This is a genomic window from Lysobacter sp. TY2-98, from assembly GCF_003367355.1.
Lineage (GTDB): Bacteria > Pseudomonadota > Gammaproteobacteria > Xanthomonadales > Xanthomonadaceae > Cognatilysobacter.
Map to the genome: position 1 here is coordinate 1,342,994 of NZ_CP031413.1, position 26,891 is coordinate 1,369,884.

The 26,891-nt window shown below is 68.0% G+C and carries 25 protein-coding genes; 16 read left to right on the forward strand and 9 right to left on the reverse strand.

Annotation, left to right across the window (positions count from 1 at the left end; genetic code table 11):
- Positions 1-38: 38 nt before the first annotated feature.
- From DWG18_RS06270 to prmB, 3 genes are all read right to left on the reverse strand, one after another.
- Positions 39-1,052 carry an aspartate-semialdehyde dehydrogenase gene (locus DWG18_RS06270; protein ID WP_115646371.1) on the reverse strand — a complete coding sequence of 338 codons (1,014 nt, stop codon included), beginning with the start codon at positions 1,050-1,052 and terminating at the stop codon, positions 39-41.
- Between the two features lie 133 nt (positions 1,053-1,185).
- Entirely contained in the window at positions 1,186-2,277 is a 1,092-nt protein-coding gene (gene aroC / locus DWG18_RS06275) for a chorismate synthase (RefSeq protein ID WP_115646373.1), read from the reverse strand.
- Between the two features lie 4 nt (positions 2,278-2,281).
- Positions 2,282-3,214 (reverse strand): 50S ribosomal protein L3 N(5)-glutamine methyltransferase, encoded by a 933-nt coding sequence (prmB, locus tag DWG18_RS06280; protein ID WP_115646376.1) that lies wholly within the window; start codon positions 3,212-3,214, stop codon positions 2,282-2,284.
- Positions 3,215-3,296: 82 nt separating this feature from the next.
- Between prmB and DWG18_RS06285 the strand changes: the two genes are divergently transcribed.
- The 3 genes from DWG18_RS06285 (at position 3,297) to DWG18_RS06295 (ending at position 5,325) form a co-directional block, all read left to right on the forward strand.
- Positions 3,297-3,935: an SCO family protein gene (locus DWG18_RS06285; protein WP_115646378.1), complete on the forward strand. Its 639-nt coding sequence runs from the start codon at positions 3,297-3,299 to the stop codon at positions 3,933-3,935.
- Positions 3,932-4,777: an archaetidylserine decarboxylase gene (asd, locus tag DWG18_RS06290; RefSeq protein ID WP_115646380.1), complete on the forward strand. Its 846-nt coding sequence runs from the start codon at positions 3,932-3,934 to the stop codon at positions 4,775-4,777. Before DWG18_RS06285 ends, asd begins: the two co-directional genes overlap by 4 nt.
- An 83-nt stretch (positions 4,778-4,860) precedes the next feature.
- Positions 4,861-5,325: a hypothetical protein gene (locus DWG18_RS06295; RefSeq protein WP_115646382.1), complete on the forward strand. Its 465-nt coding sequence runs from the start codon at positions 4,861-4,863 to the stop codon at positions 5,323-5,325.
- A gap of 61 nt (positions 5,326-5,386) precedes the next feature.
- Here DWG18_RS06295 and DWG18_RS06300 read toward each other — a convergent pair whose 3' ends face one another.
- Entirely contained in the window at positions 5,387-7,030 is a 1,644-nt protein-coding gene (locus DWG18_RS06300; protein WP_115648067.1) for a transglycosylase SLT domain-containing protein, read from the reverse strand.
- Positions 7,031-7,159: 129 nt separating this feature from the next.
- On the opposite strand from DWG18_RS06300, the gene DWG18_RS06305 reads away from it, so the two are divergent.
- Together DWG18_RS06305 and greB are read left to right on the forward strand one after the other, a co-directional pair.
- Positions 7,160-8,647, forward strand: a complete 1,488-nt coding sequence (locus DWG18_RS06305) for a helicase HerA-like domain-containing protein (protein WP_115646384.1) — start codon at positions 7,160-7,162, stop codon at positions 8,645-8,647.
- Between the two features lie 35 nt (positions 8,648-8,682).
- Positions 8,683-9,186: a transcription elongation factor GreB gene (greB, locus tag DWG18_RS06310; RefSeq protein ID WP_115646386.1), complete on the forward strand. Its 504-nt coding sequence runs from the start codon at positions 8,683-8,685 to the stop codon at positions 9,184-9,186.
- Here greB and DWG18_RS06315 read toward each other — a convergent pair whose 3' ends face one another.
- Both DWG18_RS06315 and rimO read right to left on the reverse strand, forming a co-directional pair.
- Positions 9,187-9,807 (reverse strand): hypothetical protein, encoded by a 621-nt coding sequence (locus DWG18_RS06315; protein ID WP_162823734.1) that lies wholly within the window; start codon positions 9,805-9,807, stop codon positions 9,187-9,189.
- Between the two features lie 40 nt (positions 9,808-9,847).
- On the reverse strand, positions 9,848-11,236 hold the full coding sequence (gene rimO / locus DWG18_RS06320; RefSeq protein WP_115646390.1) for a 30S ribosomal protein S12 methylthiotransferase RimO: 1,389 nt from the start codon (positions 11,234-11,236) through the stop codon (positions 9,848-9,850).
- A gap of 127 nt (positions 11,237-11,363) precedes the next feature.
- Between rimO and DWG18_RS06325 the strand changes: the two genes are divergently transcribed.
- The 8 genes from DWG18_RS06325 to pcp all read left to right on the forward strand — a co-directional run bounded on the left by DWG18_RS06325 (position 11,364) and on the right by pcp (position 17,426).
- Positions 11,364-12,026, forward strand: coding sequence for a dienelactone hydrolase family protein (locus DWG18_RS06325; RefSeq protein WP_115646392.1), 663 nt, complete (start codon positions 11,364-11,366; stop codon positions 12,024-12,026).
- On the forward strand, positions 12,023-12,433 hold the full coding sequence (locus DWG18_RS06330) for an HIT family protein (RefSeq protein ID WP_205289409.1): 411 nt from the start codon (positions 12,023-12,025) through the stop codon (positions 12,431-12,433). Before DWG18_RS06325 ends, DWG18_RS06330 begins: the two co-directional genes overlap by 4 nt.
- On the forward strand, positions 12,433-13,110 hold the full coding sequence (gene pxpB / locus DWG18_RS06335) for a 5-oxoprolinase subunit PxpB (RefSeq protein ID WP_115646396.1): 678 nt from the start codon (positions 12,433-12,435) through the stop codon (positions 13,108-13,110). The genes DWG18_RS06330 and pxpB overlap by 1 nt, the downstream gene beginning before the upstream one ends.
- Positions 13,107-14,066: a biotin-dependent carboxyltransferase family protein gene (locus tag DWG18_RS06340; RefSeq protein ID WP_115646397.1), complete on the forward strand. Its 960-nt coding sequence runs from the start codon at positions 13,107-13,109 to the stop codon at positions 14,064-14,066. Before pxpB ends, DWG18_RS06340 begins: the two co-directional genes overlap by 4 nt.
- A 231-nt stretch (positions 14,067-14,297) precedes the next feature.
- The gene (locus tag DWG18_RS06345; protein ID WP_240318612.1) at positions 14,298-15,095 is read left to right on the forward strand and encodes a 5-oxoprolinase subunit PxpA; all 798 of its coding nucleotides are present in this window, start codon (positions 14,298-14,300) and stop codon (positions 15,093-15,095) included.
- The gene (locus tag DWG18_RS06350; protein WP_115646399.1) at positions 15,095-15,772 is read left to right on the forward strand and encodes a DUF969 domain-containing protein; all 678 of its coding nucleotides are present in this window, start codon (positions 15,095-15,097) and stop codon (positions 15,770-15,772) included. Before DWG18_RS06345 ends, DWG18_RS06350 begins: the two co-directional genes overlap by 1 nt.
- Positions 15,769-16,749 (forward strand): DUF979 family protein, encoded by a 981-nt coding sequence (locus tag DWG18_RS06355; protein WP_240318613.1) that lies wholly within the window; start codon positions 15,769-15,771, stop codon positions 16,747-16,749. The genes DWG18_RS06350 and DWG18_RS06355 overlap by 4 nt, the downstream gene beginning before the upstream one ends.
- 29 nt (positions 16,750-16,778) lie before the next feature.
- Positions 16,779-17,426, forward strand: coding sequence for a pyroglutamyl-peptidase I (gene pcp, locus DWG18_RS06360; RefSeq protein WP_115646400.1), 648 nt, complete (start codon positions 16,779-16,781; stop codon positions 17,424-17,426).
- Between the two features lie 155 nt (positions 17,427-17,581).
- Here the strand turns inward: pcp and dcd are convergent, their stop codons facing one another.
- Positions 17,582-18,151, reverse strand: coding sequence for a dCTP deaminase (gene dcd / locus DWG18_RS06365; protein WP_115646402.1), 570 nt, complete (start codon positions 18,149-18,151; stop codon positions 17,582-17,584).
- A 57-nt stretch (positions 18,152-18,208) separates the two neighbouring features.
- Positions 18,209-19,132: an iron-sulfur cluster carrier protein ApbC gene (gene apbC / locus DWG18_RS06370; protein ID WP_162823897.1), complete on the reverse strand. Its 924-nt coding sequence runs from the start codon at positions 19,130-19,132 to the stop codon at positions 18,209-18,211.
- A 471-nt stretch (positions 19,133-19,603) separates the two neighbouring features.
- Here apbC and DWG18_RS06375 point away from each other — a divergent pair, with 471 nt between their 5' ends.
- Entirely contained in the window at positions 19,604-22,450 is a 2,847-nt protein-coding gene (locus DWG18_RS06375) for a TonB-dependent receptor (RefSeq protein ID WP_240318614.1), read from the forward strand.
- 78 nt (positions 22,451-22,528) lie between these two features.
- On the opposite strand, the gene DWG18_RS06380 is transcribed toward DWG18_RS06375, so the two are convergent.
- Complete coding sequence (locus tag DWG18_RS06380) at positions 22,529-24,094, reverse strand: sulfotransferase (RefSeq protein WP_115646406.1); 1,566 nt, start codon at positions 24,092-24,094, stop codon at positions 22,529-22,531.
- Between the two features lie 163 nt (positions 24,095-24,257).
- On the opposite strand from DWG18_RS06380, the gene DWG18_RS06385 reads away from it, so the two are divergent.
- Entirely contained in the window at positions 24,258-24,683 is a 426-nt protein-coding gene (locus tag DWG18_RS06385) for a DUF2147 domain-containing protein (RefSeq protein WP_115646408.1), read from the forward strand.
- A 117-nt stretch (positions 24,684-24,800) separates the two neighbouring features.
- Positions 24,801-26,885, forward strand: a complete 2,085-nt coding sequence (gene metG, locus DWG18_RS06390; protein ID WP_115646410.1) for a methionine--tRNA ligase — start codon at positions 24,801-24,803, stop codon at positions 26,883-26,885.
- The last annotated feature ends 6 nt before the right edge of the window (positions 26,886-26,891 follow it).

Genomic DNA, 26,891 nt, shown 5'->3' on the forward strand with positions numbered 1-26,891 from the left:
CGCATCGCACGAGCCCGTGCGACGCGGCCCGTTCGGCTCTACTCCGCGATCACCAGCTCGGCGATCTGCACCGCGTTCAGCGCGGCGCCCTTGCGGATGTTGTCGGCGGTGACCCACAGGTCCAGACCGCGCGGATGCGAGATGTCCTCGCGGATGCGGCCGACGTAGACCGGGTCGTTGCCCGATGCGTGCGTCACCGGCGTCGGATAGCCGCCCGCCTTGCGCTCGTCGACCAGCTCGATGCCCGGCGCGGTCGACAGCAGTTCGCGTGCGCGCTCGGCGGTGATCTTCTCGCGGGTCTCAATGTGCACGGCTTCCGAGTGGCCGTAGAACACCGGCACGCGAACGACCGTCGGGTTCACCTGAATCGAGTCGTCGCCCAGGATCTTGCGCGTCTCCCAGACCAGCTTCATTTCCTCGCTCGTGTAGCCGTTGTCGAGGAAGTCGCCGCCGTGCGGGATCACGTTGAACGCGATCTGCACCGGATAGACCTCCGGCTTCGGGTCCTGGAAGTTGAGCAGCGCCGCGGTCTGGCGACCAAGCTCCTCGAGCGCACGGCGGCCAGTGCCCGAGACCGACTGGTAGGTCGCGACGTTGATGCGCTCGATGCCGGCTTCGCGCTGGATCGGCGCGAGCGCGACCATCAACTGCATGGTCGAGCAGTTCGGGTTGGCGATGATTCCGCGCGGGCGGTTCTTCGCGGTCTCGGGATTCACTTCCGACACCACCAGCGGCACGTCGTCGAGGTAGCGGAAGGCCGACGAGTTGTCGATGACGACGGCGCCCGCTTCGGCGAACTTCGGGCCGTATTCCTTCGAAATGTCGCCGCCGGCGGAGAACAGCGCGATGTCGACGCCCTTGGGGTCGAACGTGGCGAGGTCCTGCACAGTAATGTTGCGGCCCTTGAACGTGATCTTCTCGCCGGCGGAGCGCGCGCTCGCAAGCAGGTGCAGCTCGGCGATCGGGAAGTCGCGCTCGGCGAGCACCTTCAGCATGGCTTCGCCGACGGCACCGGTGGCGCCTACGACTGCGACATTCACGGGGTTCTTCATGGATTCGGTCTCTCTGGTGGCCGTCGCGCCGGCCCTCGGCATCGTGCGCGACTGCAAATCATCGGATGGATTCGGCATTACATCGCGGCGCAGACGCGCGTCGCGCCCGAAGGCGCCCGCTGGCGACTGGCCGCTATCGTTTTTTCACGTCGCCGCATTGCGCGCGATGGCGCAGCGCCTGATCCATCAATACGAGCGCGACCATCGCTTCGCAGATCGGCGTCGCGCGGATGCCGACGCAGGGATCGTGGCGACCGGTCGTCACCACTTCCGCCGCATGACCGTCGACGTCCACGCTGTCGACCGGCAGGCGCAGGCTCGACGTGGGCTTGAACGCGACGGAGCAGCGCACTGCCTGTCCCGTGCTGATGCCGCCGAGAATGCCGCCGGCGTGGTTGCTCTCGAAATCGGGAAGACCGTGCGGACCGGGACGCATCGCATCGCGATGCTGCGAGCCGTGCATCGCGACGGCGTCGAAGCCATCGCCGATCTCCACGCCCTTCACCGCGTTGATGCTCATCAGCGCCGACGCGAGCTCGGCGTCGAGCTTGCCGTAGATCGGTTCGCCCCAACCCACCGGCACGCCGGTCGCGACGACTTCCACGCGCGCGCCCACGGAATCGCCCGACTTGCGCAGCGCGTCCATGTAGGCCTCGAGCTCCGCGACCTGCGCGACGTCGGGCCAGAAGAACGGATTGGATTCGACGTCGCTCCAGTCCGGAACGTCGGGGCGTGACGAGCGGATTTCGCCGAGCTGCGACAGGTAGCCGCGCACCTCGACGTCGAACGTCTGCGCGAGCCACTTCTTCGCGATCACGCCGGCCGCCACCCGCATCGTCGTCTCGCGCGCGCTCGACCGGCCGCCGCCGCGCGGATCGCGGACACCGTACTTTGACTGGTACGTGTAGTCGGCATGGCCCGGACGGAACTGCTGCGCGATCGACGCGTAGTCCTTGCTGCGCGCATCCGTGTTGCGGATCAGCAACGCGATCGGCGTGCCCGTGGTCACGCCTTCGTACATGCCGCTGAGGATTTCGACCTCATCGGTTTCGCGACGCTGCGACGTGTGTCGACTGCGGCCCGTCGCGCGACGCTCGAGATCGCGCGCGAAATCCTCCACCGCGATCGGCAGCCCCGGCGGGCAGCCGTCGACCACGCAGCCGATCGCCGGACCGTGGCTTTCGCCGAAGGTCGTGACGCGCAGCAGGTGGCCGAAGGAGTTCATGCGATCAGGCGCGTGCGTCGGCGAGTTCGCGGATGCGCGCGTGGTGCTCGACGAGGTCCGAGCGCTCGACCACGAAAATGCCCATCTGCCCGACCTTGAACTCGACCCACGCCATCGGCAGTTCCGGCAGCAGCTCGACCAGCGCGCGCTCGGCCTCGCCGACTTCGCAGATCAGCAGGCCGTTCTCGGAGAGATGGTCCGGCGCGTCGCGCATGATGCGCAGCGCGAGATCCAAACCGTCGTCGCCGGCGCGCAGGCCAAGTTCCGGCTCGTACGAGTACTCGCGCGGCAGCGCGTCGGTCTCCTCGTTGGTGACGTACGGCGGATTGGTGACGATCAGGTCGAACATCTCGCCCTGCAGGCCGTCGAACAGGTTCGACTTCACGAAGGAAACGTTCGGAACCTGCAGGCGGTCCTTGTTCTCTTCGGCAAGCGTCAGCGCCTCGTCGCTGATGTCGATGCCGACCACCTCCCAGTTCGGGTGGTAGTGCGCGGTCGCGATCGCGATGCAGCCCGAGCCCGTGCAGAGATCGAGTACGCGGTCGACGTCGCGCTCACCCAGCCACGGCTCGAAGCCGGCGATGATGAGTTCGGCGATCGGCGAGCGCGGCACCAGCGCGCGGCGGTCGGACTTGAACGACAGGCCGGCGAACCACGCTTCGCCCGTGAGATACGCGGCGGGCACGCGCTCGTCGATGCGGCGGCGGAAGAGTTCCATCACGCGGCGCGCTTCCTCGTCGGTGACGCGCGACGCGCCGTACACCGGGCTGAGGTCGTGCGGCATGTGCAGCGCGTGCAGGACGAGCTGGGTCGATTCGTCGAGCGCGTTGTCGTAGCTGTGGCCGAACGTCAGGCCGGACGCATTGAAGAGCGAACCGCCGTAGCGGATCAGGTCGATGATCGAGACCTGCTGGAAGGTCGGAAGGCCCGCGTCCATTGACATCGCACACGCATGAAGGCCCGCGATTATAGCGGGCGGCCGGTATCATCGCCGGTCCCGTCGGGGCCCGGAGCCCACCATGTTCAATCGGACGACGCTGCTCGTTCTCGTCGCCGCGCTCGCCGCGGGCCTCGGCCTCGTCGCCGCGCGCCATGTGTTCACGCCCGCGGCGAGCGACGCCCCGGCCATGAAGACCGTGCACCTGATCGCCCCGCGCGAGATCCCCGCGTTCACGCTACGCCAGTCCGACGGCACGCCGCTGGTGCCGGGTGAGCTCAAGGGGCACTGGACGCTCGTATTCCTCGGCTTCACCCACTGCCCCGACGTCTGCCCGACCACGCTCGCGGAGATGGCGAAGGCGCAGAAGCAGTGGGAGGCGCTGCCGGAGACCACCCGCCCGCGCCTGCTGTTCGTATCGGTCGACCCCGACCGCGACACGCCGGATCGTGTCGGCGAATACGCGCACGCCTTCCACCGCGACACCCTCGCCGCCACCGCGGACGTGCCGACGCTGGAGCGTTTCGCCCGTTCCATCGGCCTCGTGTTCGAGAAGATGCCGCCGGCCGACGGCGCGCCTGCCGACGCTTATGCCGTCGATCACAGCGCGACGATGGTCGCCATCGATCCTGAAGGCCGCATGGCGGGCCTGGTGCAGCCGCCGCTCGACCCCGCCGCGATCGCCGCGGACCTCACGACTTTGACGAAGACGATGCGATGAGCCTGGTTACCCGCCTTACGTACGCCCTGCCCCATCGTTTCCTGTCGTCGCTGGCGCGATCGCTGGCGTATTCGAAGCATCCGCGTGTCAGCCAGTGGCTGATCGACACGGTGACGCGCAAGTTCGGCGTCGACCTGCAGGAAGCTGCGATCTCGAATCCGCGCTCGTACGAGTCCTTCAATGCGTTCTTCACTCGCGCGCTGCGACCCGGCGCACGCGAAGCGCATCGCGATGACAACGCCATCCTCATGCCCGCCGATGGCCGCATCAGCCAGTGCGGCCCGATCCGCAACGGCGAGATCTTCCAGGCCAAGGGCCGCAGCTTCACCGCCGCCGAACTGCTCGCGAGCGAGGACGATGCAAAGCCCTTCGCGGATGGCGTGTTCGCCACGGTCTACCTCTCGCCGCGCGACTACCACCGCGTGCACATGCCGTGGACCGGCACGCTGACGCGCACCGTGCACGTGCCGGGTCGCCTGTTCAGTGTCGGACCCGCCGCTGTGCGGCTCGTGCCGCGCCTGTTCGCGCGCAACGAGCGCCTGGTCTGCCATTTCGACACGGACTTCGGGCCGATGTGCGTGGTGATGGTCGGCGCGCTGCTCGTTTCGGGCGTCGAAACGGTGTGGAGCGGTGTCGAGATCCCGCAGTACGGCCACATCGTCACCGAGAAGCGCTACGACGGCGCCGGCATCACGCTGGAGCGTTTCGCTGAAATGGCCCGGTTCAATTACGGCTCGACGGTGATCGTGCTGCTGCCCGCGGGCGTCGCCACGCTGGACCCCTCCCTGCACGCCGAGTCGCCGGTGCGTCTGGGCGAACGCCTCGCCACGCTGCACCGTTAGCCCTGGGTTATATCGACGGACGGCGACGTCGGTGCTGCGGCCGTCTCGTAGCATCGGCCGCTCCTGATGCGACGGAACCGCCCATGCGCTCGATCAACGTCCTTGTTCTGACCCTCGGCTTCGCGGCGACCGGCTTCGCGGCGGCGCAGGCCGCACCGAAGCCGGTCCGCGTGCCCACCGCGACCGCCGGCCGCACTTCGCCGTCGCCGGCGATCATCGTGCAGGGCGGCATCAGCCCGCAGCCGGGCTGCTCGCCGCAGGCCGCCGGCGTCGATTCCACGCCGAGTTCCGCGATCGGCCCGAAGCAGGACGATCCGGTGGGCCCGCACCCGAACGCGCAGATCGCCTCGAGCGCGACGACGTCGTCGAAGGGCGCCGTGGCGATCGGCCCCAAGCAGGACGACCCGGTGGGCCCGCACCCGGGTGCGCAGATGGCATCGAATGCGATGACCTCTTCAAGCGGCGCCGTGGCGATCGGCCCGAAGCAGGATGATCCGAGTCCGCCACCGCCGTCCGCCAACGTGAAGTGCGCCGCCGCCACGCACTGATCCCGGCCCAACGAAAGAAAAAACGCGCCGTCACCGGCGCGTTTTTTTGCTCATCGCGAGATCAGCCCTCGCAACTCGGCAGCTTCAACGCCTGGCCACGCTTGAGCGCGTTCGAGTGCTTGATGCCGTTCGCCTTCGCGAGATCATCGACGTCGCAACCGAACTTGCGCGCAATGGTCGACAGCGATTCCCCCGTCTGCACGCGATAGCTGCGCGGCGCCTTCGCCTTCCTGCCCGGCTTGTCCGCCTCGGCGTCGTCCGCTTTCGCGCTGCGGCGTTCGTCGCGCGCCGGGGTCGGCTTGGCGGCGACCGGCGCAGGCGCGACCACTGGCGACGTCGAAGCGGACGGACCCGCCGGAACCGCGCCGGACGGCACGCCATCGCCGTCAGCGTCGTCGGACGGAATCGTCTGCAACGGCCCCGTGCGCACGATCGCGCGGCTCGGATCGCTCAGTACCAGCGTGCGCGCGAGGTCGGCACGCGCACCGCTCGTGCACCAGCGGTTGTACGCACCGACGATCTTCGTGTTCGCGTTGAGCACTGTGCCGGTCGGCAGGAACGTTTCGGGCTGGTAGCGCGGATTGAGGTTGCGCAGCGTGCGCATGTAGCCGTCGTGCACGCCCTTGTTGCCGAGGCAGACGGTGAGCTGGTAGATCGATGCCGGCTGCGTCAGGCGCAACGGCGCGGGTTTGGCCGACACCTTCGGGAAGGTCAGGCCGTACTCCTTGGGGTGCATGAACAGCCACGACGCGCCGATCACCATCGGGACGTAATCGCGCGTTTCCGCCGGGAACTGGTTGTAGACGCTCTCGTCCCAGAACGACTTCGCGCCGGTGCCCTGGTAGACCCGCAGCGCACGGCCCTCGCCACCGTTGTAGGCAGCAAGCGCAAGCTCGATGTTGCGATTGAGCTGGCCCATGCGTTCGTTGAGGTATTCGGCGCTGGCCTGTGCGGCAGAGCGCGCGTCGTAGCGCGTGTCGAAGCCGGTGCCGTCGTCGCCCAGGCCGAAGCGACGACCCGTCGCCGGCATGAACTGCATGAGACCCGCAGCGCCGGTGCGCGACGTCGCGTGCACCTTGCCGTTGGACTCCTTGGCCATGATGCCGAACAGCAGCGCTTCCGGCAGGCCGCGACGCTCGTACTCCGGCCACATCACGTAGCGCAGCGCCTGGTAGTTCTCGTAGCTCGAGATCAGCGAGCCGCGCATGTCGGTGAGCCAGCGGCGGATCGCCTGCTGCACGGCCGGGTTGTACTCGACCATGCGATCGAAGCGGTGGTCCTCCGACAGCAGCGCCGCGGCGCGCGCGGCCTCCGGCACATTGGCGGCGACGCCCTCGTGGCCGATGGAGTCGGCTGCGGGCTCGTCGTCCCCATCGTCGGCATCGGTGTCGACGGCCTGCTTCAGCAGCCGGTTGTAGCTCGCGAGAAACGTATTGACCGGGCAGCCGCGCAGGCGGATGCAGGCGTTCATCACGTCCTCCATGTCCTGCAGCGCGGCATCACTTTCGGCCTGTGCGCCCGGGTCGTCGTTGCGAACGCCGATCGACGCCTTGGTGAAACGGCTCTCCGCGGCCTGCATGCGGCTATTGAGTTCCTCGACGTTCGCGGTCTCGCGCTTGGCGGCGAGAAGGAGCGTGGGCGCAAGCAGCAGTACAGCAGCGCAGGCGAGCGACAGGCGGTGGCGCAGCGGGAGTGACATCGGCATTCGGGGGATGAACTGCAGGAACGGGCGAGCGTAGGTGCCACGGCCCGGCGCGGCAAGCAACGCAGTGCGCATTCCGGAGCACGCGGGGTGCGTGGTTAGAATCCGGTCATCCCCCGCTGCGAGCGCCCGATGACGCTTTCGATCCTGCTCGGCAAGACCGCACCGCCCGAACTGCAGCCCCTCGAACTTCCCGCCCGCATCGGCAATCGCCACGGCCTCGTCGCCGGCGCCACGGGCACCGGCAAGACGGTGTCGCTGATGACGCTCGCCGAGGGCTTCTCGCGCATCGGCGTTCCGGTGTTCATGGCGGACGTGAAGGGCGACGTCGCCGGCATCGCGATGGCCGGTACCCCGAACGAGCGGCTGCAGTCGCGGTTGAGCACGCTCGGTATCACCGACCACACGCCCGAAGCGAACCCGGTCATCTTCTGGGATCTGTTCGGCACGTCGGGCCATCCGGTGCGCGCGACGATCTCGGAAGTCGGCCCCATCCTGCTCGCGCGCATGCTTGAGCTCAACGACACGCAATCGGGCGTGCTCGACATCGCGTTCAAGCTGGCCGACGACCAGGGCCTGCTGCTGCTCGACCTCGAGGATCTGCGCGCCGTGCTCGGCCACCTCGCCGAGGAGCGCAAGTCGATCTCGACGCAGTACGGCCTGGTGAGTGCGCAGTCGATCGCGGCGATCCAGCGGTCACTGCTGCGTCTCGAGTCCGATGGCGGCCATCAGTTCTTCGGCGAGCCCGCGCTGGAACTCGCCGATCTGATGCGCACCACGCCCGACGGCCGCGGCGTCATCGGCGTACTGGCTGCGGACAGCCTGGTCCTGAAGCCCCGCATCTATTCGACGTTCCTGCTGTGGCTGCTCTCGGAACTCTTCGAGCAGCTGCCGGAAATCGGCGACGTCGACAAACCCAAACTCGTCTTCATCTTCGACGAGGCGCATCTGCTGTTCGACGATGCGACGCCGGCGCTGCAACAGCGTGTCGAACAGGTCGTACGCCTGATCCGTTCGAAGGGCGTCGGCGTCTATTTCTGTTCGCAGTTTCCCGACGACGTGCCCGGCGAGATCCTCGGCCAGCTCGGCAATCGCGTGCAGCACGCGCTGCGTGCCTTCACGCCGCGCGACCAGAAAGCGGTGCGCGTCGCCGCGGAAACCTTCGTGCCGAATCCGAAGATCGATGTCGAAGCCGCGCTGACGCAGCTCGCCATCGGCGAAGCGCTGGTGTCGGTGCTGTCGGCCGAAGGCGTGCCGTCGCCCGTGCAGCGCGTGCTGATTGCGCCGCCGCGGTCGCGCATCGGGCCAATCACACCGGCCGAGCGGCAGCAACTGCGGGCGACGAGCCCGGTCGGCAGCAAGTACGACCAGCCGCTCGATCGCGATTCGGCAGCGGAGACGCTGGCGCGTCGCGCGGAGTCCCCGTCGCCCGCTGCATCGTCGCCGGCGCCTGTCGATGCGCCGCGTCCGCCGGCCCCGCCGCGGGCGTCGAACCGTCAGGGCATCGTCGAGACCATGGCCAAGCAGGCGGCACGCACCGTGGGCAGCCAGATCGGCCGGCAGATCGTGCGCGGCTTGCTCGGCAGCCTGCTCGGCGGGCGCGGACGCAAGAGCTGGTGACGATGCATTCGTTCGTCGACGTGCGAGCCTGACCCGTGGGCCGCTGGCGTCCCCCTGCCGAACACAGCACCGCGCTGATCACGCGCGACGGCTTCGAGCGCATGAAGGCCGAGCTCGACGATCTCTGGCGCGTGCGGCGGCCGGAAATCGTGCGCGCACTTTCAGCCGCCGCCGCGGAAGGCGATCGCTCGGAAAACGCCGAATACATCTATCGCAAGAAGCAGCTGGGCGAACTCGATCGCCGGGTACGCTATCTCAGCAAGCGCGTGCCCGCGCTCAAGGTGATCGAGTCCGCGCCGGCCGATCGCGATGCGATCTTCTTCGGCGCGACAGTGGAGCTCGAGGACACCGCGACCGGCGAATCGCTGTGCTACCGCATCGTCGGCCCGGACGAAGCGGAGCCGTCGAAGGGCGACATCAGCATCGATTCGCCCGTCGCCCGCGCGCTGCTGAAAAAGCGCGTCGATGATGAAGTCGAAGTGCAGCTCCCCATTGGACCGCGACGTGTCGCCGTGGTCGACGTCCGCTATCCCGGCTGATCAGCGACCGCGCGGCTCGGCTTCGAGCGCGGCGTCGATGACGTCGTCGGGCTGGTCGATCAGCGCCATGCAGACCGCGCCCGGTGCGCGCTTGGACACATGCTCCGGCGCAGGCTTCTTGGTCGAACCTTGCGGCCAAGTGCGCTGCGAAATGAATTTGCCGGTGAGCAGGTTCCAGCTGATGCGATAGCCGTCGTTGCCGCCCATGCGGTCGTAACGCTCAGCGTCGAGGCCGATGAGGCCCATGCAGTCCTGATCGGGGTTGAGGCGGAATCGGAAGGTCGACTCGGTGGCCATCGTGCCGCCGGTCATCTGCTCGATGACGACCACATGCTTTTGCACGGTGACGTGCGGCGGATCGAACGGTGAGGACGGCAGCTCCAGCACGTCGATCACCACCGGATCGCTCTCGCGCGGCTTGTGGTCGAAGTGCGCGACCGCGACGCGGTGGCCTTCTTCGCCGCTGTAGACGAACACAACATCGTCGCTGCCGTCGCGAAGGATCGGCGCGTCGACGCGCTGCACGAGCTTCATGCCCGGAAAATGGTCCGCGAGCGATGGTGTCGCCGCCGATGCCACGCACGTCGTCAATGCGAGTCCGACCGCCAGTACAAGACGCATCCTTCGCCCTCCCCGTGCGGCGCCTGCCGCTGGGGCGATGCTACGCCCGGACGGGGAGCGGCGTCAGCGTCGGGGTCTCGGTCTCGAGTGCCTCGCCGAACAGGTCGTGCTCGTCGCTGCCCATGATCTCGACGTCGACGAACTGGCCCGGCTTCAGGCCCATCTCACCGCCGTTCTGGATCTGCACGACGCCGTCGATTTCCGGCGCATCGGCCTTCGACCGCGCGATCGCGAGCTCGCCGTCGACCAGGTCGACCAGGCACTTCTGCACCGTGCCGACCTTGGCTTCGAGGCGCGCCGCGGAAATCTCCGCCTGACGCTCCATGAAGCGCGCGAGGCGCTCCTGCTTCACTTCCTCCGGCACCGGATCCGGCAGCTCGTTCGCTGCCGCGCCTTCGACCGGCGAATACGCGAACGCGCCGACGCGATCGAGCTGTGCCTCGTCGAGGAAATCGAGCAGCTCTTCGAACTCCGCCTCGGTTTCACCCGGGAAGCCGACGATGAAGGTGCTGCGCAGCGTCAAGTCCGGGCAGATGCGACGCCAGTTCTGCACGCGCTCCAGTGTCTTCTCGACCGCGCCCGGGCGCTTCATCAGCCGCAGCACGCGCGGACTGGCGTGCTGGAACGGAATATCGAGGTACGGCAGCACTTTGCCTTCCGCCATCAGCGGAATGACGTCGTCGACGTGCGGATACGGGTAAACGTAATGCAGGCGCGACCACACGCCGAGCTGCGACAGGCCTTCGCACAGCGACTTCATGCGCGTCTGGTACGCGCGGCCGCGCCATTCGCGCTCGGCGTAGCGCACGTCGACGCCGTAGGCGCTGGTGTCCTGGGACACGACAAGCAGTTCGCGCACACCGCCCATGACGAGCTTTTCGGCCTCACGCAGCACGTCGTCGACCGGACGCGACACCAGGTCGCCGCGCATCGACGGGATGATGCAGAAGCTGCAGCGGTGGTTGCAGCCTTCGGAAATCTTCAGGTACGCGTAGTGCTTCGGCGTGAGCTTGATGCCGACGTCGTCGCGTATGGAAGGCAGCAGGTCGATGAAGGGATTGCGCGGCTGCGGCAGAGCGGCGTGCACCGCGGACATCACGCTCGAATAGTCTGCGGGCCCGCTGATGGCCAGCACGTCCGGGTGCGCTTCGCGGATCACGTCCGCGCGCTTGCCGAGGCAGCCGGTGACGATCACCTTGCCGTTTTCCGCCAGCGCTTCGCCGATCGCATCGAGCGACTCCGCGACCGCGCTGTCGATGAAGCCGCAGGTGTTGACGACGACGACGTCGGCGTCGTCGTACGTCTGCACGAGGTCATAGCCCTCGACGCGCAGCTGCGTGAGGATGCGTTCGGAGTCGACGAGGGCCTTCGGGCAGCCGAGGCTGACGAAACCCACCTTGGGGTTCCGGACGGGATTCTGGGTGGACATAAGCGTCGGTCTAGAGGGGCGGTCGGCTCGACGGCCCGGGGGCCACGACGTCGGTCGCGGCGGGCCTCCAGTATAACGGCCGGGGTCGGCCCGCCCGAGCGGCCGTGGATCGCATTCAGGAGGCCCGATGGGCACGTGGCAGGAACTCGAAACTCCCCAGGGTCCGGTGCGCACCTGGCATTCCGCGCCCGCGCAGGAGCCGGTGGGCGGGGTCGTGGTGATCCAGGAAATCTTCGGGGTCAACGGCCATATCCGCGATGTCGCGGAGCGGTTCGCCGCGGAAGGCTTCGAAGTCGCCGCGCCGTCGCTGTTCGACCCGGTCGAACGCGGCGTCGAACTGGACTACGACGCCGACGGCATCGCGCGCGGGCGCGAGCTGGTCGGCAAACTCGGTTTCGACAACGCGATCTCGATCGTGGGCGCGGCGGCGGATTGGCTGCGCGGACGCGGACGTACCGTCGGTGCGGTCGGCTTCTGCTGGGGCGGCAGCGTCGCTCTGCTGGCGAACACGCGCCTCGCACTGCCCGCGGTGAGCTACTACGGCGCGCGCTCGATGCCCTTCCTCGACGAACCGCTGCGCGCCCCGATGATGTTCCATTTCGGCGCGCGAGATCACAGCATTCCGCCCGAAGACGTCGAAACGCATCGTCACAAGCATCCGCTGGCCGAGGTCTACGTCTACGACGCCGGCCATGGCTTCAACTGCGACCGCCGCGCCGACTACGACGCGAGCGCGGCCGCGCAGGCATGGTCACGCACGATCCGCTTCTTCAAGGACGCGCTGGCGTGAGCGACTGGTCGCTGCATCCGCAGCTCACGGCGGACACGCGCCTCGTCGTCACCCTGCCGCTGTGCGACGTGCGACTGATGGACGACGCCAACTACCCGTGGCTCATCCTGGTGCCGCGCGTGACCGGCGCGCGCGAGCTGATCGATCTGGCCGATACCGATCGCCATCAGCTCGCGGACGAGATCGACACCGCGTCGCGCGCACTGCGCAGCGCGTTCCGCCCACACAAGCTCAATGTGGCTGCGTTGGGCAATGTCGTCGCGCAGTTGCACGTGCACGTGATTGCGCGTTTCGAGGACGATCCGGCGTGGCCCGCCCCGGTCTGGGGCCGCGTAGCCGCGCGCCCGCATACGCCGGACGAGCTGGCAACGCGCCTAAAGCGCCTGCGGGGCGCACTGCACGACTGATGGACTGGCGCATCGGCCGCTTGGGCGATGCCGCCCTGCTGATCGAATTCGACGGCGGCATCGACGCTGCGACGAACGCGCGCGTGCACGCACTTGCGAACGCGATGACCGAGCGGCGCGTCGCCTGGATCGCCGAGGTGGTGCCCGCCTACGCAAGCGTCGCGATACATGTGAACGAGGATGCGTTCGATCGCGTCGCGGATCCACTCGCCGACGCCGAGCACCGTTTGCATGGACTGCTGCGCGACATCGCCACTGCGCCGCCCCGAGACCGCACACCCCGTTGCGTCGAAATACCGGTGCACTACGGTGGCGAACACGGCCCCGACCTGCACCGTGTCGCGGACAGCGCGGGCCTGACGGTCGAAGACGCCGTCGCGCGCCACGCGGCCGGCGACTACACCGTCGCGATGCTCGGCTTCGCCCCCGGCTTTCCGTATCTGCTGGGTCTCGATCCACAACTCTCGACGCCGCGCCTGGACAGCCCACGCACGCGGGTACCTGCAGGCAGCGTCGCCATCGGCGGTGCGCAGACCGGCCTGTATCCGCACGGCGGACCGGGCGGCTGGAACCTGATCGGTCGCACCGACCTCGTGCTGTTCGATGCCCGGCGCGATCCACCCGCGTTGCTCATGCCCGGCGATCACGTGCGCTTCGTGGCGGTGAGCGGCGCATGAGCATCGAGGTGCTGTCGCCCGGGCCGCTCACCACGGTGCAGGATCGGGGCCGCACGGGCTGGCGCCATCTCGGTATCGGCGTCGCGGGCGCGCTCGACGACGACGCGCACCAGCGGGCCAACCTGCTCGTTGGCAACCCGCGCGATGCAGCGACACTGGAAATCACGTTGGCTGGCCCGCGCCTGCGGTTTACGCGAGCAACGCGCATCGCGGTGTGCGGCGCCGACATTGAGCTGCGCTGCGACGGCGCTGCGCTGTCCACTGCACGTCCCATCGCTCTCCCCGCGGGCGCGGTGTTGGCGCTTGGCGGCTGTCGTCGCGGCACGCGGGCGTATCTCGCGGTTGCCGGCGGCATCGATGTTCCGCCCGTACTCGGCAGCCGCAGCACGGACCTGCGCGGCGGTTTCGGGGGGCTCGACGGGCGGCCGCTGCGCGCCGGCGACGTGCTCGCCGTCGGCATCGCAGACTGCCCCGACGTCGCCAGCCCGCAGGTCGCGCCGTGGTGGATCGATGATGCGCACGATTCGCCCGTGGACCGGTCCATTCGCGTGCTCCCCGGGGCCGACGCGACGGCGCCGATCGATGCACTCTTCCGGGCCGCATGGCGCCTCGGTGTGCGCAGCGACCGCCAGGGCCTACGACTCGAAGGCGCGCGAATCGCCGCGTCCGACACCGGCGAACGCATTTCCGCGCCAGTGGCACCTGGCACCGTACAGCTCCCGCCCGACGGGCAGCCCATCGTGCTGCTCGCCGACGCACAGACGCACGGCGGCTATCCGCGCATCGGCCACGTCATTCGCGCCGATCTTCCGCGCCTCGCCCGACTGCGTCCCGGCGACGCGGTGCAGTTCGCACCGTGCACGCCCGTCGAGGCGCACGCGGCCTTGCGTGCGCGGCGACAGACGCTTGCCCGCGTCGCGCTGATGATCGAGCTGCAATCGCGCGTTCCGCACTGAAGGCGTGCGCGACGTTGTTCGAGAGCGCAATGTCGACGTCCGAACGGCTGCGACGGTCGAGCACCGCCGGTGCTAGGCTCGACACGTGTCGACCCGTGAAGCACCGATGCATCGACTTCTTCGCCCGATTCCGCTTTCCGCAGGACGCACAAGCCACTCCGCGCTCCTTCGGGGGACCGACGGATCGCGGGATCGTGCGCTGACCTTGTCCAACTTCACGGAGGCGAAGCGGTGACGGGCGCCGCGTCCGACAACCCTGCATCCGGTCGGCACCCGCCGCTGCGCGCGATCGATTTCAACTGCGACCTGGGGGAAGGCTGCGGCACGGACGCGGACATCGTGCCGCTGATCAGTTCCGCCAGCGTCGCCTGCGGCGCCCATGCCGGCGACGCGACCACGATGCGCGAGACCGTGGCGCTCTGCCTCGCGCATGGTGTCGCCGTCGGTGCGCATCCGTCCTTCGAGGATCGCGAGTATTTCGGGCGCCGGGAACTGGACGTGGACGCCGATGCGCTCGAGACTTCCGTGCGACGTCAGATCGAGACACTCGCGGAGTTGTGCGCATCCGCCGGCGGTCGTTTGCATCACGTCAAACCGCATGGCGCGCTCTACAACCTCGCCGCGCGTGATCGCGCGACAGCCGATGTCGTCGCCCGCGCGGTGCACGGGGTCGACCCCACCCTGATGCTCTACGGCCTCGCCGGATCGCATTCGATCGATGCCGCGCTCGAGGTCGGCCTCGCCGCCGCGCATGAGGTGTTCGCCGAACGCGCGTACGACGCCAACGGCCGGCTCGCCCCGCGCGGCACGCCGGGCGCGGTGATCGCGGATGTCGAGCCCGCATTGGCGCAGGTGCGGCGGCTGCTGCACGAAGGCGTCGTCATCGCACGTGACGGCACCCGCGTCCCGCTACGCGCCGATACCCTGTGCCTGCACGGTGATCGCGCCGACGCGCCCGCATTCGCGCACGCCTTGCGCGCTGCACTCCAAACCGAAGGCGTGCGCATTCGCGCGCCCGGGGAGACTTGATGAACTACTGGCCACTGCTCGGAATCGCGATCGTCATCGTGGGTTTCGTGCGTCGCTACAACCCGGTCGCTGTCGTCGTAGCCGCCGGGCTTGCGAGCGGGCTGCTCGCGGGCAAGAGCATCGGCGAGTTGCTCGCGCTGCTCGGCGAGAGCTTCGTCAGCAACCGAACCCTGCTGCTGTTCGCGTTCACCTTGCCCGCCATCGGCGTGCTCGAGCGGGCCGGGCTGCGCGAGCACGTGCAGTCGTGGATCCTCCGACTCCGCGCGCTGACTCTGGGGCGCCTGCTCGTCGGCTACCTCGCGTTGCGTCAGGTGCTGAGCATGCTGGGGCTCGTCGACGTCGCGGGGCACGCGCAAACGGTGCGTCCGCTGCTCGCGCCGATGGCGGAATCGGCGGCGGTCAAGCGCGTCGGCGCACTGTCGCGCGATGACGCGCAGCGGGTGCAGGCGCTGGCGGCCGCCACGGAGAACGTGGGGCGCTTCTTCGGCGAGGACGTGTTCCTCGCCTTCGGTGCCGTGCTGCTGATCCAGGGCTTCTACGCGCAGAACGGCATCCAACTCGAACCTCTGCACATCGCCCTGTGGGCACTGCCGACGGCGATCGCCGCGTTCGTCATCCACGCCGTGCGGATCGTTCTCTTCGCACGCGCGCTGCATGTGCGACGGAGCGCACCATGACGGCCGCCGGTCTGCTCGATATCGGCATGTTCTATTGGTTGCTCGCGGCATTCCTGGCGTATGCCGGGTGGCGCAATCTGCGCGAACGTCGCTGGGCGCACGCCGCATTCTGGTGCGTGATCGCACTGCTGTTCGCGTCGGGCGACCACGTGCTGGCCGCGCGCAAGGCGGGTGATCTGCTGCCGGCGCAGCTGGCCGGGCTCGGCGTGATCGCGCTCGCCGTGCTGTCGCTGCGCATGCATCGCGCGCATGTCGAGGAGGCGCCCGCGTCGGAGCGCGCCGCAGCGGCACTGCGTCTCGGCCATCGCCTACTCGGCCCTGCTCTGCTGATTCCGCTGGTGACACTGCTCGTAGTTCTGCTGGGTCCGAAGCTGTCGATCGCCGGCCGCCCCCTGCTCGGCGATGGCAGCCCGACGCTCATCGGACTGGCGATCGCGAGCGTGCTCGCCGCGGTCGCCGCACTTGTCGTCGCGCGCATGCCGGCGTCGATCGCGCCTGCGGAGGGCCGTCGCCTGCTCGACACCATGGGCTGGGCCGCGTTGCTGCCGATGGTGCTGGCGACGCTCGGCGGCGTATTCGCGGCGAGCGGCGTCGGCGACGCCGTCGCATCGCTGGTGTCGGCCGTGATTCCGGTCGACAACCGCTTCGCCTGCGTGCTGGCCTATGGGCTGGGCATGGCGATGTTCACCGTGATCATGGGCAACGCATTCGCGGCCTTTCCCGTGCTCACGGCGGGCATCGGCCTGCCGTTGCTCATTCACCGCCACGGCGCGGATCCCGCCGTGCTCGGTGCACTGGGCATGGTGACGGGCTACTGCGGCACGCTGCTCACGCCGATGGCGGCGAATTTCAACCTGGTCCCCGCCGCGCTGCTGGAACTCGACGACCCGAACGCCGTGATCCGGATCCAGGTACCGACTGCCCTGACGCTGCTGGCCGTGAACCTGGGCCTGATGGCCTGGCTGGTGTTCCGCTGAGGCGTGGCGCACGCGCCTACACTCGCGCCATGCACTCGGACACGATTCTGCTCACCGGCTTCGCGCCCTTCGGCGGCGAGACCGTCAATCCCAGCTGGCAGGCCGTCGCGCGGCTCGATGGCGAAACCCTCGACGGCCACCGGATCGTCGCGCGGTGTCTGCCCGTCGAATTCGGCACGGCGCTAGACGCGCTGCGCACGGCATTGGCCGAGACGAGGCCCGCGCTCGTGCTGTGCGTCGGCCAGGCCGGGGGCCGAGCCCAGTTGGCGATCGAGCGCGTGGCCATCAACGTCGACGATGCACGCATTCCCGACAACGCGGGTGCGTCGCCCGTCGATGCGCCGGTTGTCGCGGATGGCCCTGCCGCCTACTTCGCCACGCTGCCGATCAAAGCCATGCTCGTCGCGTTGCGCGATGCCGGTATCCCCGCTGAGATCTCGCAGACCGCCGGCACCTACGTCTGCAACCACGTCTTCTACGGCCTCATGCACGCGCTGCGCGACAGCGCGACACGCGGCGGCTTCGTCCATATTCCCTACGCGCCGGAGCAGGCCGCGCGCCTCGCCGGCGCGCCGAGCCTGCATGTCGACACAGTGGTCTCGGGGCTGCGGATCGCGCTGCGTGCGGCACTCGCCCACGATGTGGACCGGCGCATTGCGGCCGGCGCGGAGCACTGAAGGCGTCACGCGACGCGCTGCTCGGTGCACATTTGGCGCGCGGTCCCCGGCAGTCGGCGACGAGGGCGTCCACGATCGCTGCGACAGCGCGGAACGCCCACCGCGCAGCCATCCGCGGCCGCGCCGGCACCGCCCCATGCGACGCGAACCTGCCGTCAGGTCTTCGGCAACGTAACGCCCGTCTGCCCCTGGTACTTGCCGCCGCGGTCGGCATACGACGTCTCGCAGACCTCGTCCGACTGGAAGAACAGCATCTGCGCGACGCCCTCGTTCGCGTAGATGCGCGCGGGCAGCGGGGTCGTGTTGCTGAATTCGAGCGTGACGTGGCCTTCCCATTCCGGCTCGAGCGGCGTCACGTTGACGATGATTCCGCAGCGAGCGTACGTGCTCTTGCCGAGGCAGACCACCAGCGTGTCGCGCGGGATACGGAAGTACTCGACGGTGCGGGCCAACGCGAACGAATTCGGCGGAATGATGCACACGTCCGACTCGATGTCGACGAAGCTGCCCTCGTCGAAATGCTTCGGATCGACGATGGTCGAGTTGATGTTGGTGAACACCTTGAACTCGCGCGAGCAGCGGACGTCGTAGCCGTAGCTGGACGTGCCGTAGCTCACGATGCGGTCGCCGCCCGCGGAGCGCTTGACCTGGCCGGGCTCGAAGGGCTCGATCATCCCCTTCTCCTGCGCCATGCGGCGGATCCAGCGATCGCTCTTGATGCTCATCGGGCGGCCTGTACGGGAAAACCCGCATTCTAGCCGCTGGGGGCCACCGGCCGCCCCTCAGTCCCCGGCGAGATTGATCGCGAGCGAGCGCGCGACGGTCGGGCGCCGCGCGAGCTCTACCGCCACCCGCCGCGCCGCGGCCACGAACGCCTGGGCCGCGGGCGAATCGGGCTCGCTCGCCACCACCGGCGCGCCGGCGTCGCCACGTTCGCGAATCGCACGCTCCAGCGGCAGGCTGCCCAGCAGCGGATAGCCATAGTCGGCGGCGAGCCGCGAACCGCCACCCTCGCCGAAGATGTGCTCGGCCTGCCCGCAGTTCGAGCAGACGTGCAGCGCCATGTTCTCGACGAAGCCGAGGATCGGCACGTTGACCTTCTCGAACATCCGCACGGCCTTGCGCGCGTCGAGCGTCGCGACGTCCTGCGGCGTCGTCACCACGATCGCTCCGGCCACCGGAATCTTCTGCGCGAGCGTGAGCTGGATGTCGCCCGTGCCCGGCGGCAGGTCGAGGATCAGGTAGTCCAGATCGCCCCAGCGTGTGTCGTTGAGCAATTGCGTGAGTGCGGACGTCGCCATCGGGCCGCGCCAGATCATCGGCGTGTCCTGCTCGACCAGCAGGCCGATGGACATCGCTTCGATGCCATGCGCGACGAGCGGCGTGATCGACTTGTTGTCGGGGCTCTCCGGTCGGCCCGACAGACCGAGCATGGTCGGCACGCTCGGTCCGTAGATATCCGCGTCGAGAATGCCGACGCGCGCGCCCTCCTGCGCCAGTGCGACCGCGAGGTTGACCGCGACCGTCGACTTGCCGACGCCGCCCTTGCCGGAGCCGACCACGAGCAGATTGCGAACTGTCGTGAGCGGCGACAGGCCGGGCTGCGTCGCATGCGCATCGATGCGCGGGCGGATCGCGACGCCGCCGTTGGCGAGGCCCGCGGCCACCAGCGCATCACCCAGCCGGCGTTCGATGTCCGCACTCATCCGACCCACCGGCACCTTGGCAACGGCGTCGACGCGCGACCGGCCGTTCTCCGTCTGCACCGTGACACGACTGATGAGGTCGCGCATCGGCATGCCCGCGATGGGCGAATCGGCGGCGAGGAGCATCGCTTCGGTGGCGCTATCGGTCATGTCGGCATCGCGTTCCGCGACGCCCGCGGCGTCGCACCCGCCTATTGTCGCCTGTCGCGCGCCTCGGCTGCACATATGTCGCGAGGCGCGGTGCGACAGGCTGAGGCGCAGTCGATGACTCGTTCGCGCTTCGCGATGCATTCGATGTTGCATGCGTCACACGAAATTCCCCGTGTTCGGTGACGTCTTCAGTTTCGCGATTCCATGCATGACCAATGGCCAGTCAGTCGCGTGTTACGCAACTGTTACGGTCGATCGGTCAATGAACTGACGCATGAAGAGCATGGATGCGAACGCTCTCATCCCACGGGGAATTACTTGATGTCACGCGATGTAACCATCGTGCGCAGTCGCCTTGCGACCGCACTTCTGGCCGCGATGCTCCTGCCGACGGCCGCACTTGCGCAGAACGCCACGCCCGCTACCACCACCGATGATGCGAAGGGCGCCGAGCTCGACCGCGTCGTCGTCACCGGTTCGCTCATCCCGCAGACGTCCAAGGAAACGTCGACGCCGGTCAGCATCATTTCCGCCGAGGACATCAAGGCCCGCGGCTTCACCAGCGTCTCCGACGCGCTCCAGCAGAGCTCGTATTCGACGGGCGGCGTGCAGGGCGGCCAGACCTCGGCCGGCTTCACGCAGGGCGCCGAGACGATGAGCCTGTTCGGCCTGTCCGTCGGCTACACCAAGTACCTGATCGACGGCCGCCCGATGGCCGACTACCCGGCGCTGTACAACGGCAGCGACACGTTCAACAACATCAGCGGCATTCCGATCGACCTCGTCGAGCGCATCGAAATCCTGCCGGGCGGCCAGTCGTCGCTGTACGGTTCGGACGCGATCGCGGGCGTCGTCAACATCATCCTGAAGAAGAAGCTCGATGCGCCGGTGATCAGCGCACGCGTCGGCGGCTACACCGATGGCGGCGGCGACGGCTACCGCGTCAGCGGCGCGACGACGTTCTCGGGTGCTGGAGATCGCTTCAACCTGCTCGTGGGCGCGCAGTACGAAAAGCGCAACCCGATCTGGGCGTACGACCGCGACATCACCAAGCAGTACAACCCGAACGGTACGACGCCGGCGCTGGCCAGCCGTGACTTCCTCGAATACGGCTACCGCAACATCGGCACCGCCGGTTTCGACGACTACGGCTACGTCTTCCTCGATCCGAACAACTGCGCGAACACCACCGCCCTGTTCGGTGGCACCGAAGGTCTGAACACCCGTCCCGGCTACGGCCAGTACTGCGGCTCGCTGTACACGCCGGGCTATCGCACCCTGCTCAACGGCAAGGAAGCGGCGCAGGGCTATGCGCATGCGACCTACGATCTCAGTGCCGATCACCAGCTCTACGCCGACGTTCTCTACAGCCACGAGAACGTGAACTACAACATCGGCGCCGGTTACACGTGGTGGGGCACCGGCGTGAAGTGGGGCTACTTCTACGATCCGAACGTCGACGGCCTGGTCAACCTGCAGCGCGGCTTCGCACCGGAAGACTTCGGACCCGGCGGCTACAAGAACACGATGAGCCGCGACACGAGCAACTCGTGGATGACGACCGTCGGCGCGCGCGGTGCGCTCGGCCAGTCGGGCTGGGACTACGACGCGTTCCTGTCGGGCACGCGCTACGAGCTCAATGAACGCCAGTGGGCGCGTCTGGCGGATCCGATCAACGACTGGTTCGAGCAGAACATCCTCGGACCGCAGCAGGGTCTGGATCCGTACTACGGCGCGTATCCGGTGTTCAGCCCGAACTACGCGCGTTTCTACTCGCCGCTCACCGCCGCGGAGATCGCGAGCTTCAGCGACTTCACGAACTCGAAGAGCCGCACCTCGGATTCGATGGCGCGCGCGCAGCTCACCAACAGCGCGCTGTTCGCGCTGCCGGGCGGCGACGCCGGCATCGCGCTCGCGGTCGAAGGCGGCCACCAGACCTGGGACTACAACCCGGACCCGCGCCTGCTCGACGGCGAAATCTGGGGCACAACGTCGGTCAGCGGTGGCGGCGCGCGCAATCGCTACGCCGCCATCGGCGAACTGCGCCTGCCGGTCTTCAAGCCGCTCACGCTGTCGCTGTCGTCGCGCTATGACAAGTTCGATCCGGATGGCGCGGAAACCGTCAGCAAGGCGACCTACTCGCTCGGCTTCGAATACCGCCCGGTCGAGAGCCTGTTGTTCCGCGGCAAGTACGGCACCGCGTTCAAGGCGCCGACGCTCGCCGACCAGTTCCAGGGCGAGAGCGGCTACTACTCGTTCGTGACCGACTACTACGCCTGCCAGCAGCGTGGCTTCACCCCGGCCGAGATCGACAACTGCCCGGCGCGCTACACCAGCGTGCAGTACTTCGGCACGACGTCGGGCAGCCTCGACCTGCGTCCGATGAACGCCGACGTGTGGAGCGGCGGCGTGGTGTGGGCGCCGACGGCGAAGTTCTCGGTGGGCGCGGACGTGCACCACTGGGCGATCAAGGACGAGGTCGGCCAGCAGAACGCCAACGGCCTCGCCCTGCGCGAGATGTACTGCCGCACCGGCACCGCCGGCTACGACATCAACTCGCCGGTCTGCCAGGACGCGATCTCCAAGATCACCCGCAACGGCGCGGGCACGATCACGGACATCTACACGCCGAAGGTCAACGAAGCACTCGAGGTGCTGACCGCGCTGACGCTCAACGCCAGCTACCGCATCGATGTCGGTTCGTTCGGCAACCTGCTCTTCCGCGGCTCGTACACCAACAACCTGAAGCACGAGTACACGCAGTTCACCGGTGACGAGGCGATCGACCTGCTGCGTCGCCCGGGTTGGAGCACCGATCCGAAGTCGAAGGCGAACGGCTCGGTCACGTGGAGCAACGGTGACTGGGGCACGACGCTCTACGCCAACCGCATCGGCCACACGCCGAATTACCGCGCACAGGTGGATGACAACTATGACGCGGCCACTGCGGGCAAGCTCGATCCGTTCACGCTCTACAACCTCAGCGTCGACTACCAGGTGATGCCGCAGCTCTCGCTGTCGCTGATGGTCAACAACCTGTTCAACACGATGCCGCCGAAGGATCCGACCTATCCGGGCAGCACGGGCGAGCCGTACAACAGCGCCCAGTACAGCCCGTACGGACGCGCCGTCTACCTCGAGGCCCGTTACCAGTTCGGCAAGAAGTAACCGTGTAAGCGTTCCCGTCCCATGGGTGACGCAAAGGGCCCCGATCTCTCCGCGGGGCCCTTTTCTTTTGCGCGGTGTTCAGAGCGGGATGCCGGAATCCTCGAGCACCCGTCGCATGGGAGCCAGCGCATCGCCGTAGCGCTTCCAGCGCTCGAGCGACGTACGGAACATCGGTGACCGCACCTGCACCACGCTCGCGGTCGCGACCGGTGCCTCGTTCTTCTCGAAGGCGAGGCAGGCATCGTTCCAGCCGAGGCCGCAGTGCGCGAGCAGTGCGCGCGTCGTTGATTCCTGCGCGTCGACCAGCTGCTCGTACTGCACCTCGAGCAGGCGCTCGCCGAGCAGCGCGCGCCAGTGGCGCATCAGACGATCGAACAGCACGTAGTAGCGCGCGGTGTCGAGCGGATCGAACGAATAGTCGTAATACGGCGAGCTCAGCGCGAACAGCTGGCGGAAGTTGCTCAAGCACACGTCCATCGGATGACGGCGCACCGCCACCAGCCGCGCATTCGGCAGCGCCGCAGCGATGAAACCGGCGTAGAGGAAGTTGTGCGGCAGCTTGTCGACGAAACGCGGCGTCACACCGGTGCCGGGGCGCGTGCTCGCGATATAGGCCTCGCCCAGACTCGACAGGTCGGCACGACCGGCGGCGTCGACGGTGTCCGGGTCGATCAGCTCCCGCGTGCGACTGCCGGACAGGCGCTTGAGCAACGCGCCGAAGTTCTGCAGCTCCCCGGCCGAATGTACCTCCGGGTGGCTCGAAAGGATGCGGTCGACCAGCGTCGTGCCCGAACGGGGCATGCCGAACACGAAGATCGGTTCGGCGCTGTCGGACGGACTCGCGACGCGCGGGATCGTCTCGAACGCGCGGTGCAACGCCGCGAACAGGCGCTCGTCGCGCTCGCAGCGATACGCGCGTCCGCGCGCGCCTTCGCGTTTGCCGACGACCAGATGTTCGAAGGCCTGCGGATAGCGACGAAGATCCTCCTCCTCCTTCGCGATCGACAGGTGCAGGTACATCGACGGCTCACCGGGCACTGCGGTCGGCAGCAAACCGCGCAGCCGATCGAGATGATTCGACTCGGGCGTCTGCGTGCGCAGTTGCGCGAGCGCCAGGTGCGCGCGGCCGTAGCCGGGATCAAGCGCGAGGCAGGCCTCGTATTCGCGCTCGGCCGCGTCGAGCTCGCCCGCGAACATCAGCGCGGTCGCATGATTGAAGTGGAACGTCGCAACGTCCGGGGCCGCCTCGACCGCGCGGCAAAACAGCTGCGAAGCACGCGCATGATCGTTGGCCTGCGTCAGCACGACACCGAGCGTGTCGAGCGTGAGCGGATCGGAGGGCTGCGCCGCGATGGCTGCATCGGCCGCCTCGATGGCCTCGCGGAACATGCGGGCTGCCGCCAGCGCCCTCGCCCGCTGCGCGTGGTAGTCCGCACGTCCCGGGCTCAATGCGCATGCGCGCTGCAGAAGCGCCAGCGCCTGCGGAACCCGGTCCATCTGCAGCGCCGCGACCCCTCCAATGAAATGCACACCGCCGTGATTCGGTGCAGTCCGGACGACCTGCGCGGCGAGTTCGAAGGCCCGGGGAAACTCGTTGCGATTCAGCGCCGAGACGGCCTCGGCGTACAGCACGGCAGGATCCATTTCCGGATTCTAGGAGGCGTCCGACTCACCACCCGCGATCCGGTCGCCACCCGACGGGGCCGGCATCCTGAACGAGCGGCCGTACCCTCCGACACCGCCCCGAATTTCGGGTTATATAAGGCCACCCGCGCGCCTGCGGCGGGCCACCATACAAGGGGAACCCATGCGCACCACGCTCACCGCACTGCTCCTGCTCGCGCTGCCGCTCGCCGCCAGCGCCGCCGACAACTCGCCGATCGGCCGTTGGAAGACGCTCGACGACGAGACCGGTAAGGCGATGACGATCACCGAGATCTACCAGGCCCAGAACGGAACGCTCGCGGCGAAGATCGTCGAGAACCTCGGCCTGCCGGCCAACTGCGACAAGTGCAGCGCGCCGTACAAGGGCAAGCCCTTCGTCGGCATCGTCACGCTGTGGAACCTCAAGCCCCAGGACGGCGGTTGGGGTGGTGGCAGCGGCTACAAGCCGTCGGATGACCGCAAGTTCAACGCCAAGTCGGTCAAGCTGGTCGATGGCGGCAACAAGCTCGAAGTGAAGGGCTGCGTGGCGTTCTTCTGCAAGACCGCGACCTGGGTCCGCGTGCACTGATCCACGCGACCTCCGTACTTCGAAACGGCCCGGGAAACCGGGCCGTTTTCGTTGGCGCGGCCGGTCGCAGAAGGCCCGCGTGCGATACTGGCCGACCCCCTGCGACACGCGCCCGACATGTCCCGCGAGATCCTGGTCACCTGCGCCCTGCCCTACGCCAACGGCCCGCTGCACCTCGGGCACCTGGTGGGCTACGTCCAAGGCGATATCTGGACGCGCGCACGGCGCATGTCGGGCCACACCGTGCACTTCGTCTGCGCCGACGACACCCATGGCACGCCGATCATGCTCGCCGCCGAGAAGGCCGGCACGACGCCGGAGGCCTTCATCGCCGGCATCCAGGCCAGCCACGAACGTGACTTCGCCGACTTCGGCGTCGCGTTCGATCACTACGACTCGACCAACTCCGACACCAACCGCGAGCTGACCCAGTCGATCTACCGCGCGCTCGAGGCCGAAGGCCACATCACGCGGCGCGCGGTCGCGCAGCTGTTCGACCCGGTCAAGGGCATGTTTCTGCCCGACCGCTACGTGAAGGGCATCTGCCCGAATTGCGGCACGCCCGACCAGTACGGCGACAACTGCGAGAACTGCGGTGCGACGTACGCACCGACGGAACTCGAGGATCCGCGCTCGGTCATCAGCGGCGCGACGCCGGAGCTCCGCGAGTCCGAGCATTTCTTCTTCGAGCTCGGCCATTTTGACGCATTCCTGCGCGAGTGGTTGTCCGGCGACGTCGCCATCGCCGGAGTCAAGGCGAAGCTGCAGGAATGGCTCGACGCCGAGGGCGGACTGCGGGCGTGGGATATCTCCCGCGACGCGCCCTACTTCGGCTTCGAGATCCCGGGCCATCCGGGCAAGTTCCTCTACGTCTGGATCGACGCACCGATCGGCTACCTCGCGAGCTTCAAGGCGCTGGCCGCGCAGCGCGGCATCGATTTCGAATCGTTCCTGCGCGCGGACTCGCAGGCCGAGATGCACCACTTCATCGGCAAGGACATCGTCAATTTCCACGGCCTGTTCTGGCCCGCGGTACTGCACGGTGCCGGCCTGCGCGCACCGACGCGCCTGCACGTCAACGGTTACCTGACGGTGGACGGCGCGAAGATGTCGAAGTCGCGCGGCACCTTCGTCATGGCGCGTACGTATCTCGACTGCGGCCTCGATCCCGAAGCGCTGCGCTACTACTTCGCGGCCAAGACCTCCGGTGGCGTCGATGACGTCGACCTCAACCTCGCCGACTTCATCGCGCGCGTGAACTCCGACATCGTCGGCAAATTCGTGAACCTGGCGAGCCGCTGCGCAGGTTTCATCGAGAAGCGATTCGGCGGTCGCCTCGCCGATGCGTTGCCGGACGCCGGGATGTACGAGCGTTTCGTCGCCCAGCTCCAGCCGATCGCCGACGGCTACGCACGCAACGAAGCCGCGACGGCGCTGCGCCTGACGATGACGCTGGCCGATGAAGCCAACCGCTACATCGACGAAACCAAGCCGTGGGTGCTCGCCAAGCAGGACGGCGCCGAGGCCGAGCTGCAGGCGGTGTGCACGCAGGGCCTCAACTTGTTCCGCGTGCTCGCCGTTGCGCTCAAGCCGGTGCTGCCGCGCGTCGCGACGCAGGCGGAAGGCTTCCTTCGCGCGCCAGTGGCGTGGTGGGGCGATGTCGCCGCACCGCTCTTGGCGCGTGAGATCGCGCCCTACACCCCGCTCTTCACCCGTATCGACCCGAAACAGATCGACGCCATGACCGACGCCAGCAAGGACACCCTGCAGACCACCGACGCCAAGCCGGCGGCGAACACGACGGCGAAGACCGACGCCGCGGCGGGCACTGCGCCTGCCGCGCCGAAGGCGGACGCCGCCGGTGCCGCTGCCCACATCGGCATCGACGATTTCGCGAAGCTCGACCTGCGCATCGGCAAGGTGCTCGAGTGCGCATTCGTTGAAGGTTCGGACAAGCTGCTGCGTTTCCTGCTCGATGCGGGCGACCTTGGCCAGCGCCAGATCTTCTCGGGAATCCGCGGCTCCTACGGCGAGCCGGAAAAGCTCGTGGGTCGCAGCGTGGTCTTCATCGCGAACCTGGCGCCGCGCAAGATGCGCTTCGGCGTGAGCGAGGGAATGATCCTGTCGGCCGGCTTCGACGGCGGCGGGCTGTTCCTGCTGGACGCCGACAGCGGTGCCGCGCCGGGCATGCCGGTTCGCTGAGTCGGG

What these genes read in the sequence shown, in the direction of transcription:
- DWG18_RS06270 (WP_115646371.1), bottom strand. Translation starts at nt 1,052, where the DNA reads ATGAAGAACCCCGTGAATGTCGCAGTCGTAGGCGCCACCGGTGCCGTC.
- aroC (WP_115646373.1), bottom strand. Translation starts at nt 2,277, where the DNA reads ATGAACTCCTTCGGCCACCTGCTGCGCGTCACGACCTTCGGCGAAAGC.
- prmB (WP_115646376.1), bottom strand. Translation starts at nt 3,214, where the DNA reads ATGGACGCGGGCCTTCCGACCTTCCAGCAGGTCTCGATCATCGACCTG.
- DWG18_RS06285 (WP_115646378.1), top strand. Translation starts at nt 3,297, where the DNA reads ATGTTCAATCGGACGACGCTGCTCGTTCTCGTCGCCGCGCTCGCCGCG.
- asd (WP_115646380.1), top strand. Translation starts at nt 3,932, where the DNA reads ATGAGCCTGGTTACCCGCCTTACGTACGCCCTGCCCCATCGTTTCCTG.
- DWG18_RS06295 (WP_115646382.1), top strand. Translation starts at nt 4,861, where the DNA reads ATGCGCTCGATCAACGTCCTTGTTCTGACCCTCGGCTTCGCGGCGACC.
- DWG18_RS06300 (WP_115648067.1), bottom strand. Translation starts at nt 7,030, where the DNA reads ATGCCGATGTCACTCCCGCTGCGCCACCGCCTGTCGCTCGCCTGCGCT.
- DWG18_RS06305 (WP_115646384.1), top strand. Translation starts at nt 7,160, where the DNA reads ATGACGCTTTCGATCCTGCTCGGCAAGACCGCACCGCCCGAACTGCAG.
- DWG18_RS06315 (WP_162823734.1), bottom strand. Translation starts at nt 9,807, where the DNA reads ATGCGTCTTGTACTGGCGGTCGGACTCGCATTGACGACGTGCGTGGCA.
- rimO (WP_115646390.1), bottom strand. Translation starts at nt 11,236, where the DNA reads ATGTCCACCCAGAATCCCGTCCGGAACCCCAAGGTGGGTTTCGTCAGC.
- DWG18_RS06325 (WP_115646392.1), top strand. Translation starts at nt 11,364, where the DNA reads ATGGGCACGTGGCAGGAACTCGAAACTCCCCAGGGTCCGGTGCGCACC.
- pxpB (WP_115646396.1), top strand. Translation starts at nt 12,433, where the DNA reads ATGGACTGGCGCATCGGCCGCTTGGGCGATGCCGCCCTGCTGATCGAA.
- DWG18_RS06340 (WP_115646397.1), top strand. Translation starts at nt 13,107, where the DNA reads ATGAGCATCGAGGTGCTGTCGCCCGGGCCGCTCACCACGGTGCAGGAT.
- DWG18_RS06350 (WP_115646399.1), top strand. Translation starts at nt 15,095, where the DNA reads ATGAACTACTGGCCACTGCTCGGAATCGCGATCGTCATCGTGGGTTTC.
- DWG18_RS06355 (WP_240318613.1), top strand. Translation starts at nt 15,769, where the DNA reads ATGACGGCCGCCGGTCTGCTCGATATCGGCATGTTCTATTGGTTGCTC.
- pcp (WP_115646400.1), top strand. Translation starts at nt 16,779, where the DNA reads ATGCACTCGGACACGATTCTGCTCACCGGCTTCGCGCCCTTCGGCGGC.
- dcd (WP_115646402.1), bottom strand. Translation starts at nt 18,151, where the DNA reads ATGAGCATCAAGAGCGATCGCTGGATCCGCCGCATGGCGCAGGAGAAG.
- apbC (WP_162823897.1), bottom strand. Translation starts at nt 19,132, where the DNA reads ATGAGTGCGGACATCGAACGCCGGCTGGGTGATGCGCTGGTGGCCGCG.
- DWG18_RS06375 (WP_240318614.1), top strand. Translation starts at nt 19,604, where the DNA reads ATGTCACGCGATGTAACCATCGTGCGCAGTCGCCTTGCGACCGCACTT.
- DWG18_RS06380 (WP_115646406.1), bottom strand. Translation starts at nt 24,094, where the DNA reads ATGGATCCTGCCGTGCTGTACGCCGAGGCCGTCTCGGCGCTGAATCGC.
- DWG18_RS06385 (WP_115646408.1), top strand. Translation starts at nt 24,258, where the DNA reads ATGCGCACCACGCTCACCGCACTGCTCCTGCTCGCGCTGCCGCTCGCC.
- metG (WP_115646410.1), top strand. Translation starts at nt 24,801, where the DNA reads ATGTCCCGCGAGATCCTGGTCACCTGCGCCCTGCCCTACGCCAACGGC.